This is a genomic window from Tsukamurella sp. M9C (genome assembly GCF_020169415.1).
In the GTDB taxonomy this organism is placed as follows: Bacteria; Actinomycetota; Actinomycetes; order Mycobacteriales; family Mycobacteriaceae; genus Tsukamurella.
Genome location: NZ_JAIULG010000005.1, coordinates 64858 through 79746, shown reverse-complemented (window position 1 = coordinate 79746; position 14889 = coordinate 64858). Strand labels below are relative to the sequence as shown.

Annotated in this window: 13 protein-coding genes; 7 read left to right on the top strand and 6 right to left on the bottom strand. The window is 71.7% G+C overall.

The window, feature by feature from the left end; all coding sequences use genetic code 11:
- The first annotated feature begins 1 nt into the window (after window position 1).
- The 3 genes from LB823_RS04725 (at window position 2) to LB823_RS04715 (ending at window position 3026) form a co-directional block, all read left to right on the top strand.
- A complete protein-coding gene (locus LB823_RS04725) occupies window positions 2-829 on the top strand; it encodes an SDR family NAD(P)-dependent oxidoreductase (RefSeq protein ID WP_224645611.1) in 828 nt (275 codons plus the stop codon).
- 94 nt (window positions 830-923) lie between these two features.
- Window positions 924-1946 (top strand): ABC transporter substrate-binding protein, encoded by a 1023-nt coding sequence (locus LB823_RS04720; RefSeq protein WP_224645681.1) that lies wholly within the window; start codon window positions 924-926, stop codon window positions 1944-1946.
- Between the two features lie 108 nt (window positions 1947-2054).
- Window positions 2055-3026 (top strand): TIGR03767 family metallophosphoesterase, encoded by a 972-nt coding sequence (locus LB823_RS04715; protein WP_224645610.1) that lies wholly within the window; start codon window positions 2055-2057, stop codon window positions 3024-3026.
- Between the two features lie 14 nt (window positions 3027-3040).
- Here the strand turns inward: LB823_RS04715 and LB823_RS04710 are convergent, their stop codons facing one another.
- The 3 genes from LB823_RS04710 to LB823_RS04700 are packed head-to-tail and all read right to left on the bottom strand — an operon-like array spanning window position 3041 to window position 4909.
- On the bottom strand, window positions 3041-3616 hold the full coding sequence (locus LB823_RS04710) for an energy-coupling factor transporter transmembrane protein EcfT (protein WP_224645609.1): 576 nt from the start codon (window positions 3614-3616) through the stop codon (window positions 3041-3043).
- Entirely contained in the window at window positions 3616-4305 is a 690-nt protein-coding gene (locus tag LB823_RS04705) for an energy-coupling factor ABC transporter ATP-binding protein (RefSeq protein ID WP_374201273.1), read from the bottom strand. Before LB823_RS04705 ends, LB823_RS04710 begins: the two co-directional genes overlap by 1 nt.
- Window positions 4306-4342: 37 nt before the next feature.
- Window positions 4343-4909: a biotin transporter BioY gene (locus LB823_RS04700; RefSeq protein ID WP_224645607.1), complete on the bottom strand. Its 567-nt coding sequence runs from the start codon at window positions 4907-4909 to the stop codon at window positions 4343-4345.
- A 40-nt stretch (window positions 4910-4949) separates the two neighbouring features.
- Between LB823_RS04700 and LB823_RS04695 the strand changes: the two genes are divergently transcribed.
- The gene (locus LB823_RS04695; protein ID WP_224645606.1) at window positions 4950-5531 is read left to right on the top strand and encodes a TetR/AcrR family transcriptional regulator C-terminal domain-containing protein; all 582 of its coding nucleotides are present in this window, start codon (window positions 4950-4952) and stop codon (window positions 5529-5531) included.
- A gap of 2 nt (window positions 5532-5533) precedes the next feature.
- Here LB823_RS04695 and aroQ read toward each other — a convergent pair whose 3' ends face one another.
- On the bottom strand, window positions 5534-5974 hold the full coding sequence (aroQ, locus tag LB823_RS04690) for a type II 3-dehydroquinate dehydratase (protein ID WP_224645605.1): 441 nt from the start codon (window positions 5972-5974) through the stop codon (window positions 5534-5536).
- A 159-nt stretch (window positions 5975-6133) separates the two neighbouring features.
- Between aroQ and LB823_RS04685 the strand changes: the two genes are divergently transcribed.
- The gene (locus tag LB823_RS04685; protein WP_224645604.1) at window positions 6134-6484 is read left to right on the top strand and encodes a transcriptional regulator; all 351 of its coding nucleotides are present in this window, start codon (window positions 6134-6136) and stop codon (window positions 6482-6484) included.
- A gap of 55 nt (window positions 6485-6539) precedes the next feature.
- Here LB823_RS04685 and LB823_RS04680 read toward each other — a convergent pair whose 3' ends face one another.
- Window positions 6540-7592 carry a hypothetical protein gene (locus tag LB823_RS04680; RefSeq protein WP_224645603.1) on the bottom strand — a complete coding sequence of 351 codons (1053 nt, stop codon included), beginning with the start codon at window positions 7590-7592 and terminating at the stop codon, window positions 6540-6542.
- Window positions 7589-8014, bottom strand: coding sequence for an ImmA/IrrE family metallo-endopeptidase (locus tag LB823_RS04675; protein ID WP_224645602.1), 426 nt, complete (start codon window positions 8012-8014; stop codon window positions 7589-7591). The genes LB823_RS04680 and LB823_RS04675 overlap by 4 nt, the downstream gene beginning before the upstream one ends.
- 101 nt (window positions 8015-8115) lie before the next feature.
- Between LB823_RS04675 and LB823_RS04670 the strand changes: the two genes are divergently transcribed.
- Together LB823_RS04670 and LB823_RS04665 are read left to right on the top strand one after the other, a co-directional pair.
- On the top strand, window positions 8116-11367 hold the full coding sequence (locus tag LB823_RS04670) for an arabinosyltransferase domain-containing protein (protein ID WP_224645601.1): 3252 nt from the start codon (window positions 8116-8118) through the stop codon (window positions 11365-11367).
- A gap of 110 nt (window positions 11368-11477) precedes the next feature.
- Window positions 11478-14885, top strand: coding sequence for an arabinosyltransferase domain-containing protein (locus LB823_RS04665; protein ID WP_224645600.1), 3408 nt, complete (start codon window positions 11478-11480; stop codon window positions 14883-14885).
- Window positions 14886-14889: the final 4 nt, after the last annotated feature.

Here is a 14889-nt window from a genome sequence, read left to right as displayed (position 1 = left end):
CATGTCCCTGTCCCGTTCCGTGCGCGACCTCATGCAGCGCCGCAGCCTGCTGCCCGACTCCGTCGACGCGGCCCTCGCCGGGAAGGGCCGGACGCTGCGCGGCCTGCGGATCGTCGTGACCGGGGCGTCGGCGGGCATCGGCCGCGAGGCCGCCCTGCAGCTCGCCGAGCGCGGCGCCCACGTCATCGCGGTGGCGCGGCGCGAGCAGGAGCTCGAGGAACTGTGCGCGCTCACCGGCGGCGAGTACCGCGTCTGCGACCTGACGGACACCGACTCGATCGACGGGCTGCTCACCGACCTCGGCGAGGTCGACGTGCTGGTCAACAACGCCGGCCACTCCATCCGGCGGACCATCGCCGACTCCACCGAGCGCTTCCACGACTACCAGCGCACGATGAACCTCAACTACTTCTCCGCCGTGCAGCTCTCGCTGGGCGTGCTGCCGGGGATGATCGAGCGCGGCCGCGGGCAGATCGTCAACGTCTGCACGTGGGGCCTGCTCGCGAACACCTTCCCCAAGTTCTCCGCGTACGCGGCGTCGAAGAGCGCGCTCGCGATCTTCGGCCGCAGCCTCAACGCCGAGCGCCCGCACCCCGGCGTGCACGCGACCAACGTCTACTTCCCGCTGGTCCGCACCGAGATGATCGCGCCGACCGCCGAGTACTCCGGGGCCTCCGCCCTCGAGCCCGACGAGGCGGGCCGGTGGATCGTCCGCGCGATCACGCACCAGCCGGTCGAGGTCTCGCCCGCGGCGCTGCGCGCCGTCCTGCCGGTGATGGACCTCCTGTCGCCGGGAACCGCCGACCGCACGATCTCGTCGCTGACCTGAGCCATCGCGCGGGGCCGGCCGTCGAGATCGCACCCCTTACCCGACGTAACTTTGATTTGCCTCACCTAACGTGCGCGGTACGCTTCGGCGCGTGATGAAACGATCCCTCGCCCGCCGGCTCGCGCCCGCGGTCGTCCTACTGGCCGCCACCGTCGGCATCAGCGCCTGCTCGAACTCGAACGACGACGCCAAGACCCCCGGCAACACCGAGGTCGCCACCGGCGGAGAGCGCTTCGGCACCGCCGACGCCGAGACGGCCAAGCTCGGCACCGACGCGGCGCCCGGCGTCTTCCCGCGCACCATCAAGCACGCGCGCGGCGTGACCGAGATCCCGAAGAAGCCCGAGCGCGTCGTCGTGCTCGACAGCGGCGAGCTGGACTCCGTGCTCACCCTCGGCATCAAGCCCGTCGGCCTCGTGGTCACCGACGGCGCCAGCCCGATCCCGACCTACCTCGCCGACAAGGTGCAGGGCGTCGAGACCGTCGGCAAGAACACGAGCCTGAACCTCGAGGCCATCGCCAAGCTCAAGCCCGACCTGATCCTCGGCAGCCAGCTGCGCGTGGACAAGCAGTACGACCAGCTCTCCGCGATCGCGCCGACCGTCTTCTCCATCCGCCCCGGCTTCCCGTGGAAGGAGAACTTCCGCCTGATCGGCGCGGCTCTCGGCGAGGAGACGAAGGCCGTCGACGCACTCAACTCCTACGCGGACAACGCGAAGGCGCTCAGCGCGAAGTTCACCGGCCAGAAGCCCACCATCTCGCTCGTCCGGTTCATGCCGAACCGGCTGCGCCTCTACGGCAACAAGTCGCTCATCGGCGTGATCCTGCAGGACGCCGGCCTGCCGCGCGCCGGCAACCAGGGCGTCGACGAGCTGGCCACCGAGATCTCGCTGGAGAACATCTCCCAGGCGGACGGCGACTACATCTTCTACTCCAGCTACGGCAAGCCCGAGAACACCGGCGAGACCGCGGCGCTGGCGAACCCCGCATGGTCGCAGCTCAGCGGCGTGCAGAAGGGCAAGGCCTTCCGCGTGGACGACGACGTCTGGTACCTGGGCCTGGGCCCGACCGGCGCCAACCTCATCGTCAAGCAGCTGGGCGAGTACCTGGCGAAGTAGCGCACGACGCGACGCCCGGGTGGCACCACCCGGGCGTCATCCGTCGGTCAACGATGTTACGCGTGTTGTTCATGTGTCTCATGTGACTTGTGGCTAGGGTCTCTACCCATGACCACCAGCCCGGGGCTGCGCATGCCCTGGTACGCGGTGGTCGGCAACCACGACGACAGCCTGCTCGGCACGCTGCCCAACGGTATCGCCGACTGGCTCTACCTCTCGCCGGTCAAGCTCGACATCCCGCACACCGACCCGGCGGCGCTCGCCATCGCCCGCGCGCTCACGACGGATCCGTCGCAGGTCGGGCCGATGCTCACCAAGCTCAAGCTCTCCGGGCCGGTGATCCCCGTGACCGTCGATGCCAAGCGGGCTCCGTTCAGCCCCCGCGACTTCGTGCGCCGGCACTTCGACCCGGCGGTGACCGGCCCCGGCCCCGTCGGGCACGGCTTCTCCAGCCCGGACGGCCCCACCTGGTACACCTTCCAGATCGCGCCCGGCGTGCTCGGCATCGCGCTGGACACCACCAACAACCTGGGCATCGCCGAGGGCACCATCGGCGAGAAGCAGCTCGCCTGGCTGATCGCGCAGCTGAAGGCCCACCCGGACCAGCTGGTCATCGTTTTCAGCCACCACACGTCGAAGTCGATGACCGCCAAGCTCCCCGACCCCGAGGAGCCCGGCGAGAAGCAGTACGACGGCGGCGTGGTCGTGAAGACGCTCACCGACCACCCGAACGTGATCGCCTGGGTGAACGGCCACACCCACAAGAACGAGATGATCCCGCACACCGGCCCCACGCCGAAGCAGAGCTTCTGGGAGATCAACACCGCCAGCCACGTCGACTTCCCGCAGCTGGCGCGGATCATCGAGGTCGCCGACAACCGCGACGGCACGCTGAGCCTGTTCACGCCGCTCATCGAGGCCGCGAGCCCCGCGACGGCGAACCCGTCGGACCTCAGCGCGAAGGGCCTCGCGAGCCTGTACCGGGAGCTGTCCTACAACGACATCCACCGCGACGACGCCCTCCTCGGCGCCGCCGCCGACCGCAACTGCGAGCTGCTCCTCACCCACCCGCTGCGCTGACGCGGTCCTCGCGACTACAGGCCGCGGGCGGCGAGGGCCTCGCCGAGGAGGTCGGCGTCGCGGATCAGGCGGACCAGCACCGTCGGGAGGACGCGGACGAGCGAGGCTCGCTGCCCCCGCGCCCACGCGGCCTCGCGAGTCTCCCGGACGACGGCGATCACCGTCGGGATGGAGCGGATGGTCAGGGCGATCAGCAGCTCCACGCGCCAGCCGAGCACCCGCCCGGCGAGCGCGGCGAGGTCCGTCGCGCGGGTGGTGAAGACCAGCAGGTTGCCCGCCAGCACGCCCACCACGAGCTGCCCGACGGGGCCGACGGCCGCGCGCGCACCATCGGACAGGCCCTGGCTGAGCAGGTAGAAGGCCGTGAGCACCACCGAGAAGAGCAGCGCCGGGCGCAGGGCCCGCCACAGGTGCACCGGGCGCAGCCGGGCGACCGGGAACAGCGCGGCCACCACCAGCGCCGACACCGCGAGCGGGACCGGCCGCGGAAGGATCGCCAGGAAGGTGACGAGCGCCAGCATCGCCAGAAGCTTCACCGCCGCGGGGGTGCGATGGATCGGGGAATCGCGGGGGACGTAGCGGCCCAGCATCAGCGGGCCGCCAGCTCGCGGTAGAAGGCGATCGACTCGGCGGGCGGGCCGTCGTGGACGAGGGCACCGTCGTCCATGACCAACACGCGGTCGAAGTCGTCGAGCATGTCGAGGTGGTGCGTGAGCAGGACGACCTGCTGGTCGAGCGCGGCGAGGCGGTCCCGGACCTTGAGCACGTTGCGCAGGTCGAGCAGGGTCGTGGGCTCGTCGCAGACGAGGATCTCCGGGTCGGTGACCAGCACCGACGCGAAGGCAAGCATCTGCTTCTGCCCCGAGCTCAGCAGCTGCGCGGGGGAATCGGCGTGGTCGGCGAGGCCGAACTCGGCGAGCACGGCCATCACCCGATCGGTGTCGACGGGCCGCCGTCGGCCGCGGCCCGGCGGGCGCAGCGACAGCGCGACGTCCTCGGCCGGCGTCGGCATGACGATCTGCGCGGCCGCGTCGGCGAACATGAAGCCCACCTTGCGGCGCACCTCGGAGCGCTTCTTCCGCACGTCCAGCCCCAGGGTCTCGACGGTGCCGCTGTCCGGGACGACGAGGCCGTTGAACGTGCGCGCGAGCGTCGACTTACCGGAGCCGTTGGCCCCGATGATCCCGATCCGCCGCTCCGACAGCTCCGCCGTGATGCCCCGCAGCACGGGGCGCTCGTCGTAGGCGTGGTGGACGTCGTCGAGCCGGATCACGCCCACGCCCTCGCGGGGGCGCGGCGGGCGACCCCGCGCGGGGTCATGCCCCCTTCTTCGCGATGGCCGGATACGCCCGCGCCACCGTCACCACCACGAGCGACGTGATGACCACCTTGATCAGGTCGCCGGGGACGAACTGGAAACCGAGCGTGAGCTTGGCGAACAGGCCCGAGCCGGTGCGCCAGCCCAGCCACGGCAGGCCGATCGCGTACACGATGAGCACCAGCCCGATGATGTTGGCGAGGCCCACCGTGAAGGGATTCGTGCGGCCCCATTTGTCGACGAGCCAGCCGGTCACCAGGGCCCCGATGATGCCGCCGATGAGGAAGCCGCCCGTAGGGCCGGTGAGCACCGCCAGGCCGCCGCGGCCGCCCGCGCCGATCGGCAGCCCCACGACGATGAGCAGCACGTACAGCGCCACCGAGGCCCCGCCCCACGGGAAGCCGAGCAGCGACGCGGCGAGCATGAACCCCAGGGTCTGCAGGGTGATGGGCGCGATGCCGCTGATCGTGATGGTGGGCATCGCCAGCACCGCGGTGAGGGCGGTGAAGACGGCGACGAGGGCGAGATCGCGCGGCGTGGCGCGATACGTGGCGGCGTTGAACACGGTTCAAGAAGTATCGGGGCGCTCGGCTAGAGTCAAGTCCGTGGCCATCAACCGCTCCGACGTGCTGACCTCCGCGATCGGCGTCCTCGACCGGTCGGGCCTCCCGGACCTGACGATGCGTCGGGTGGCGGCCGACCTCGGCGTCGCGCCGGGCGCGCTGTACTGGCACATCCCCAACAAGCAGTCGCTGCTCGCGGCGATCGCCGACACCATCCTCGCCGATCCGGCGCTGGCCGCGGCGGCGTCGAAGTCGCGGATGCGCTGGGACCGCCAGCTCACCGGCTACGCGCACGCGCTGCGCGCCGTGCTCCGCAAGCACCGGGACGGCGCGGAGGTGGTCTCCGCATCGCTGGCCTCGCAGCTGGGCACCAGCAATCTGCAGTCGCAGATCGCCGAGATCGCGGCCTCGGCGGGCGCGGGTCCTGCGGACGCTAGCGCCGTCGCCCTCACGCTGACGCACTTCGTCGTCGGTTTCACCTTCGAGGAGCAGACCCGCGAGGCGATGGCCCGCGCCGGGGCAGCCGCGGGCGAGCTCGACCAGACCGCCACCGATCGGGCCTTCGCGGGCGGCGTCGACCTCATCGTCGACGGGCTGCGCGCCCGCACGTCCGCGCCGGCCTGACCTCAGGACAGGTCGACGGCGCGGTCCACCGCGTAGCCGTACCCGGCGATCCCGAATCCGGCGATCACGCCGGCCGCGATAGGCGAGACGTAGGAGTGGTGCCGGAAGGCCTCACGGGCGTGGACGTTGGAGATGTGCACCTCGATGATCGGCACCTCGGGGATCACCAAAGCATCGGCGACAGCCACTGAAGTATGTGTCCATGCTGCCGGATTAACCACGATCGCGGAGAATTTTCGGTCGCGTGCGACATCGTGGATCCACCCCACCAGCTCGGCCTCGTCATTGGTCTGACGGACCTCCACTTCGGCGTCGCGCGCGGCCGCCGCCCGACGGCAAACGTCGACGACGTCGGCGTACGAATTCTGCCCGTAGACCTGCGGCTGCCGCACGCCCAGCATGTTCAGATTCGGTCCGTTCAGCACCAGAATGCGGGCTCCCATGGGCCCAGAATAGCCCGGGGTGGATCACAGGAAATGGGATACATGTCCCACGCCGTGCGCATCTGACCCGCGGATCATGTAATCTCCCAGTATTCGCAATCTGGAAGGGAGGGCCTTATGACAACGTTCGCGGCCAAATTGAATCGACTTTTCGAGGTCGTGCATCCCGCAGACCGGGGGCCCTACACCTCCTCGGAGTTCTGCAGGATGGTCGAGGAGAGCGGCGGCAAGCTGTCCGTTCCCTATCTGTCGCAGCTGCGCTCCGGCCGGAGCTCGCGCCCCGCGTACGACATGGTGGCGTCCATCGCACAGACCTTCGGCGTCCGCGCCGAGTACTTCTCGGACCCGCTCTACGAGCGTGAGGTCCTGGGCGATCTGGAGCTGACCCGCGAGCTTCGCGAGTCGGGCATGCTCGAGATGGCGCGCCGTTCGACGAAGCTCTCGGCGGACCGCCGGGCCGCGCTCGCCGGCCTGCTCGCCGAGCTCGAGGCGGAGGACGACAAGGCCTAGGCCGCGCACCTCTCCGGGCCTCTGGCCCGCCGGGCCGGCAGCGGCCCACCGGGGCTCAGCGCACCCGCTCCAACAGGGGCGACGGGGTGTGCTGGGCCCTTTTCGTCACTGCGGCCGTCCAGCGCGAGGTCCGCCAGCCCGACGGGGGCTCCAGATCGACGGCGTGCACGGAGCCGTACGGCGCCTCACGATCCAGCCATCGCGCCACCGCGGCGGCGCGGTCGACCGGCGAGGCGTCGGACAACTTGCCGTCGCCGGGGCTGGCCAGCATCGCCCAGCCGTCGAGCACGACGACGGCACGCGCCTCCGCCGTCTCGACCCAGCCGCCGCCCTGCCGCACGACGGCCTCGAGGTCGGGGAACAACTCCTTGACCTGCTCGTACGCCGGCCGGAAGTGCAGCCACTCCCGCGCCGAGATGAGGATCGACGCGAGCCACGAAGCCATCAGCACCAGCGTCCAGCTCGCGAACGCGGCGTCCAGCATGAACCGGTTCAGCCGGAGCACCCACACGCCCACCTGCAGCTGCTGGAGCAGGACGCCGCCGGCGATGACGTTCGCGACCGCGACGACCGCGAGCAGGACCCCACCCAGCGCCAGAAGCCGGAGCTGCGCGCGGTGCACCCGGCTGCGCTTGGACACCCGCCACGTGGACACGGCCACGACCAGCGCCGTGGCTCCGAGGCAGGTGTAGACCAGCGCCGTCTCGACCGCGAGCCCGAAGTCGCCGCCGAAGCCCAAGCCCGTCGGGTCGCCGAGGTGGCCGAGGGCGGACCCGGTCACGATGATCACGCCGACCACGACGAGCGGCGGCGCCCATACCAGGAGCCGGGCCCGGCTCAGCCGCCCGTCGAGCGCGAAGGCGAAGACGAGCGCGCCGTAGCAGGCCACGAGCAGTAGGACCCGCTCGATGGTCACCACTTCGTACTCGGACAGGCCCAGTCGGCCCAGCGCCTCGATGGACACCGGGGTGTCGATGGTGACCATCAGCGCGAGCGCGACCGCGGTGAGCAGCGCACCGCCCGCCGGAGGGTTCCGGTTCGTCTGCCACCGGCTGAATCTTTCCAGCGCACCGAGCCAGAGGATCGGTGCGACGAGCGACGCGATCATCCGAGCAGTTCGTCGACCACCGAGTCGACGCGGGTGATCGTGTGCCCGGCCTTGACACGGCGCACGAGCAGCGTGGCGAAGGACTCCGCCTCGGCCTCGCACCGCGCGGCCCGGCCGCTGTCGGGATCGGAGGAGCAGCCCTGCTCGTGGCCGAGCACCAGGTGGCCCAGTTCGTGCGCGAGCGTCTGCTCGAAGGTGGCGACGCCGCTGGAGACCACCAGCAGGTCGCGTTCGTCGGAGCGCAGCCACATCCCGAAGACGCCGACGGGCAGCGTCATGCGCTGCACGTCGATCCGCCGGCCGAGATGCTCGGAGTACGCGGCGACCACTTCGGCGACGGTTCCCGGACCCGATCCGGACTGCGGGGTCACCGCACGCACGACGGCGCGGACTGCGCGTGTCGGCCGGTCGGATCCCCTCATGACCGAAACGATACGTCGGTTCGTCGGCTCGTTGTACACCAAGCCACTCATAGAACCGGTTCGCCCGGATTCCGCCAGGTCGCGACGTCTAGACTCGCGGGGTGCCCGAACCGTCCGACGCTGCCCGCACCGTCCGCTCCACGGCCCGGACCGCCGCACTGACCGGCGTGCTCGGCGTCCTGTTCGCGCTGCTCACGCCGTTCATGCCGGTCCAGCAGACCACCGCCGCACTGGACTGGCCGCAGCGCGGATCGCTCGAGGCCGTCACGGCGCCGCTCATGTCCTACGTGCCCGATAGGATCGACGTCACAATCCCCTGTTCCGCTGTCGGCGGACTTCCCGGGGGTGCGGGGACCCTGGTCGCGACGGGCCCCGTCGACTCCCCCGACACCGTCCGACGGGGCATGACCATCGGCGTCAACACACTCCCCGACCAGCGGCGCATGCTGGAAGTGGTGGTCCGCAACACCCCCCTGCTCACGGTCGACGTCGCGGCGCTGAGCGCCCCGGGCTGCCGCGCGATCGTCTTCTCCGGCGACACCAAGACGGTGAAGGCCGAGGTCACGGGCGTCTCCGCCCCCGACGGCACGCCGCTCGCGGGCGGCAAGGACAACGGCTTCGACTACCGGCCCCAGGTCGTCGGGGTGTTCACAGACCTGCATGGCACAGTCACGGACAGCACGCGAATTCAGTTCCGTGCGGATATCGACACGCGCTACTCGACGGTTCCGGCCGCCGCCCGGTGGGTCGTCATCGTCCTCGCGATCGCGCTGATCCTCGCGAGCCTCGTCGCCCTGCACCGGCTCGACGTCGCGGCCGACGGCCGCCGGCACCGTCGGATCATGCCCGAGGGGTGGTGGCGCCCGACGAAGCTCGACAGCACCGTCCTCGCCCTGCTGGCGACCTGGCACGTGATCGGCGCGAACACCTCCGACGACGGCTACATCCTCACCATGGCCCGCACGGCGGAGGCCGCGGGCTACACCGCGAACTACTACCGCTGGTACGGCGCGCCCGAGACCCCCTTCGGCTGGTACTACCAGGCCTTCGCGTGGCTCTCGCACCTCTCGACGGCCAGCCCGTGGGTCCGGCTGCCCGCCCTGATCTGCGGTATCGCGACCTGGCTGATCATCAGCCGGGAGGTGGTCCCCCGGCTGGGCCGGGCCGCGCGCTCGCGGTTCGCGCTGTGGGCCGCCGCCGGGGTCTTCCTAGTCTACTGGTTCGCCTTCAACAACGGGCTGCGCCCCGAGCCCGTGATCGCGCTGGGCGCGCTGCTCACCTGGTGCTCGGTGGAGCGGGCGATCGCGACGGGCCGGGTCCTGCCCTTCGCGGCGGCCGCGGTCTTCGCGGGGTGGACGGTGGCGGCCGGGCCGACGGGCATCATGACGGTGGCCGCGCTGCTGGCCGGCGTGCGGCCGGTGGGCCGGCGGATCCTCGCCCGGGCCCGCACGAGCCCCGCCGGGTTCCGGCTCACGATCGCCGCGTACGTGGCGCCGGTGCTCGCCGCCGGGGTGCTGCTGGTGCCGATCATCTTCTCCAAGCTCACCGCGTCGGCCTTCGTGCAGAAGACGCTGATGCAGTCCGACGTGGGCACCGTCGTCGACACCAAGAAGTGGTACAACGAGATCGACCGGTACTCGGCCCTGTTCACGTTCACGGCCGACGGCGGCGTCGCCCGACGGTTCGCGGTCATCGTCACCATCGCCTGCCTGCTGCTCACGGGCGCGGTGCTCCTGCGCAAGGGTCGGATCCCCGGCGCGAGCCTCGGGCCGAGCCGGCGCCTCGTGGCCGTCACGCTGGGCGGCCTACTGCTGCTCATGTTCACCCCCACCAAGTGGACGCACCAGTTCGGCGCCTTCGCGGGCCTGGCGGGCGCGCTGGCCGCGCTCACGGCGATCGCGCTGGCCCCCGCGGCCCTGCGCAGCGCCCGCAATCGCGCGCTGAGCGCCTCCGTGGTCCTCCTGGTGCTCGGCCTGTCCTTCAGCGGCCCGAACGGCTGGTGGTACGCCAGCAACTACGGCGTGCCCTGGGGCGAGTCGACGGTGCTCGCCCTCGGCACGGTCTTCTTCGCCGGGGCGGGCGTCGCGCTGCTGGTCGCCGGGTGGCTGCACTTCCACGAGCCCGATCCGGCCCCGGTGCCGCCGCGGGCGAAGCGGGTCGTCGACTTCTTCAGTCGCCAGTCGTCGATCACGTGGGCCGCCTGGACGGTGGTCGTGTTGTGCGTCGGCTCGATGCTCGCGACGACCGGCATCACCCAGTTCTCCTCGTTCTCCAACGGCAAGGCGAACCTCCGGGCGTTCGGCGGCGACGGCTGCAACCTGGCCGATTACGTGCTCACCGAGCCGGATCCCACGTCGGGCCTGCTGCTGCCGCTCGACGGGAACATCCGCGACGGCCTCGCCGGGCCGGGCACCACCGGCGTCTCGCCCGACGGGGTGCCGACCATCATCAACGCCACCACCAGCTCCAACACCGACGATTCGAGCACCTCGCTCGACGCGATGGCGCGGCTGCCGCAGGACACCACGTCGGGCCGCACGTCGACGGCCGGGATCAACGGCTCGCACATGCGCCTGCCCTACGGCCTGGACCCGGCGCGCACCCCGGTGCTCGGCTCCTACTCGCAGGAGGGCCAGGTCAAGGCCCAGGTGGTCTCGAAGTGGTACCCGCTGCCGGCGAACGCCGCGGACCGCTCGCTCATCACGCTCTCCGCCGCCGGGAAGTTCACCGACGACGAGCTGTACGTCGAGTACTCCACCGATGCGCCGGCCGCCGGCGCCCAGCCGAAGGTCGCGGGCAAGAAGTCCTTCATCGACATCGGGCCGAAGCCGGCGTGGCGGAACCTGCGCCTGCCCCGCACCGACCTGCCCGCGGACGCCACCGCGATCCGGGTCGTCGCGCTCGACGACGACCTGGCGATCGACCACTGGCTCGCCGTGACCCCGCCGCGGGTGTCGAAGCTGGTCACGGCGCAGGAACTGATCGGCTCCACCGAGCCGGTGCTGCTCGACTGGACGTCCGGCCTGGCCTTCCCGTGCCAGCGGCCGTTCAGCCACGCCAACGGCGTCGCGGAGGTGCCGCAGTGGCGGATCACCCCCGATCAGAACCTGTCGCCCGTCACCACGGAGTGGGAGGGCACCCTCGGCGGCGGCCCGCTCGGCTGGTCGCAGATGCTGCTCCAGCAGGAGAAGATCCCCGGCTACCTCCAGGGCGACCTGGGCCAGGACTTCGGCGACGTGATGCGGCTCGTTCCGTACTCCCAGGCGCGTGCGGCGGATCTCACACTCGGGACCCGCACCGTCTGGGGCACGCACGTCGAGGCGCCGATCCGCAAGGACCGGACCGATTCCTGACGGACTTTCCTGACCTGCGGCATCGCACGGACTGAGAATCCCTTAAGCGATCCCGTCTTCCCCGGACGGCGAATCGGTTCTCGCAGCTGACTCGCATACCATGAGCACCCGTGTCCGTGCCTACGTCCCGCTCCGAGTCGGAGCCCGGCCCCCAGCGTCGAGCCGCCGCCGCGGCGCCGCCGCGAGCCGCCGGTATTGCCCGCCTCGCCGCGGTCGTCGCCGGTGCGGTCGGCCTGCTGCTCTGCCTGCTGACCCCGCTGCTGCCCGTCCAGCAGGCCACCGCCTCGCTCGACTGGCCGCAGCTGCGACCCGGGGCCGAGAGCGCGGAGGTCACGGCCTCCCTCGTCACGCAGTCGCCCGCCGACCTCACGGCGACGGTGCCGTGCTCGGCGATCGCCCGCGCAGCCGGCTCCGGGGGCACCGTCCTCTCGACGCTGCCCGTGGGCTCGGGCGCCGCCCGCGAGTTGGGCCTGAACGTCACCGTCGGGGCGCCCGGGCCGGGCCAGGCGGTCACCGTCTCCTCCCGCAACACCGTCATCGCCGCGGCGCCCGTCGACCGGCTGCGCGGCTGCTCGCAGCTGCGCCTGTGGTCCAACGCCGCCGAGGTGGGCGCGCGCTTCGAGGGCATCGACGTGGCGGGGTCCATCCCCACGGAGAACCGCCCCGTCATGGGCGGCGTCTTCACCTCCCTGAAGGCCGCCGACGTCGCCGCCGCGGGCCCGGGCCTGCGCCTGCACGCGGACCTCGACACCCGCTTCGAGCTGTCGCCGTCGCCCCTCAAGGCCGCGGCGATCGGCATCGGCCTGCTCAGCGTGCTCGCCTCGCTGATCGCGCTGTGGCTGCTGGACCGGAACTTCGGCCACCACCGTCGCGCGCCGCACCGGACCGTCGGGCAGATCCTGCGCCCCCGCCTCGTCGACGTGGCCGTGCTCGGCGGCCTCGCCCTGTGGACCGTGCTCGGCGCGGGCAGCTCCGACGACGGCTACATCCTGTCGATGGGCAAGGTCGCGCCCGAGGCCGGCTACACGGCCAACTACTACCGATTCTTCGGCGCCCCCGAGGCGCCCTTCGACTGGTACTACACCTTCCTCTCGCACTGGGGCTCGATCAGCGCGAACGCGATCTGGATGCGGCTGCCGATGCTGGCCGCGGGCGCACTCACGTGGCTGCTGCTCAGCCGCGTGCTACTGCCGCGCCTCGGCCCGGGCGTGCGCCGCTACCCGCTGGCCGTGTGGACCGCGGGCGCGATGCTCCTGGCCTTCTGGTTCCCGCTGGCCTCGGGCCTGCGTTCCGAGCCGATCATCGTGCTCGGCACCATCGTCACCTGGGCCGCCGTCGAGCGGTCCGTCGCGACGCACCGCGCGCTACCGGCGGCGGTCGCCGCGATGGCCGCGGGCCTGACGCTGGGCCTCGCGCCGCAGGGCGTCGTCGCGGCGGCCGTGCTGCTGGCCTCGTCGGCCGCGGTGCTCCGCGTGCTCGTCGCGCGCCGCCGCGAGGCCGGGCTGGCCGCGCTGGTGCTGCCGGTGCTCGCCGCCGCTGCGGTGATCGTGCCGATCGCCTTCCGCGACCAGTCGCTGGCGTCGGTGGCCGAGGCCATCCGGATCCGGCTCGAGGTGGGGCCGGCCGCGCCGTGGACGCAGGAGTACCTGCGCTACTTCTTCCTCACGAACGAGACGACCGACGGCACACTCGTGCGCCGCGTGCCGGTCTACCTGTTCATCATGAGCCTGTTCGTCGCGCTGTTCGTCATGCTCCGGGGCAGCCGGATCCCGCGGATCGCGCCGGGCCCGGTGTGGCGCCTGGTGGGCGCCGTCTTCATCGCGGCGGCCCTGCTCACGCTCACGCCCACCAAGTGGACGGTGCACTTCGGCGTGTACGCCGGACTCGCCGCCGCCCTCGCCGCGGTCACGACGGTGGCGGTGGTCGAGGCCGCGCGCACCTCCGTCCGGAACTTCACCTTCTTCCTGTGCGGGATGCTCTTCGCGCTGGCCGCCGCCTTCGCGGGCTTCAACCTGTGGTCCTGGCCCTACCTGTGGGGCGTGCCGTGGTTCGACCGGCAGCCCGAGGTCGCCGGCATCACCTTCAGCAAGGCCTTCCTGATCCTGGCCGGCCTGGCGGGCGCGCTCGCCGCGTGGCAGCACTTCCGGATCGACTTCCGCAGCCGCGGCGAGGGCGGCCTGGTCGAGGACGGCACCGTCGACGAATCCGCGCTCGACGACGCGGAGCTCGCCACGCACACCCGGGCCGACCGCGACCAGGCGCTGCGCAGCCGGCGCCGGCTGCAGCTGGCCTCCATGCCGCTCGTCGTCGTCCTCGGGCTGCTCGTGCTCGGCGAGGGCGCGATCTTCGCGAAGGCCTACGTCTCGAACCCGGCCACGTACACGGTCGCCAAGGGCAACCTGGACGCGCTGCGCGGCAACAGCTGCGGCATGGCGGGCTCGGTGCTCGTGGAGACCGACCCGAACGCCGACATGCTGACCTCCGCGGAGGGCCGTCCAGCCGCGCAGGCGCTGACGGGGCCCGGCAGTTACGGCTTCACTCCCGACGGCATCGCGAACGAGCTCAAGCCGCTGGCCATCAGTTCAGCGCCCGGCCAGATCAACATGGCGTCGCCGATCACCTCGCCGTTCACCTCCACAGCGGCGACGGCGGGCACGGGCGGCGGGACCGGTCCGCGCACCGTCAACGGCAGCACCGCGGCCCTCCCCTTCGGGCTCGACCCGGCGCGTACGCCCGTGGTCGGCTCGTACGGCCAGAACACCGTGCCCGCGGAGCTCTTCAGCGACTGGTACAGCCTCCCCGCGCGGTCGGTGGACCGGCCGCTCGTGGCGTTCGCCGCCTCCGGCGCGATCTCCTCGGTCGGCCCGACCGGCAAGAAGGAGTACGGCCAGCCCGTGACGCTGGAGTGGGCCGAGCGCCGCGCCGACGGCTCGATCGGCGCCCGCGGCGTGATCGACCCGATCGACCCGGGCCCCAACAAGCCCTGGCGCAACCTGCGGGTGCCGATGGAGGCCATCCCGCCGGCCGCGAACGTGGTCCGCATCCACGTGCGCGACCCGAACCTGGGCGACCAGCAGTGGGTCGGCGTGACGCCGCCGCGCGTGCCGCGCCTGCGGACCCTGCAGGACGTGGTGGGCGAGGAGGACCCGGTCCTGCTCGACCTGCTCGTGGGACAGCAGTTCCCGTGCCAGCGCCCGCTGGCCATCCGCAACGGTACCTACGAGGTCCCGAAATGGCGCATCCTGCCCACCCGCAAGGACGCGCTCTCGACGTCGGGGACCTGGCAGGCGCGGGAGGCCGGCGGCCTGCTGACGGTGCCCGACACGCTGCTGCGGACCACGACGCTGCCCACGTACATGACCGGGGACCTCACCCGGGACTGGGGCGAGCTGCAGCAGTACACGCCCCTCGCCGACGACGCCCCCGCGGCGAACCTGACGGTCGGTGTCCAGACGCGGTCGGGGTGGTGGCGCCAGGGCCCGATCCGCGCGCTGACCAACCAGACCGTGAAGAACTAGGAAT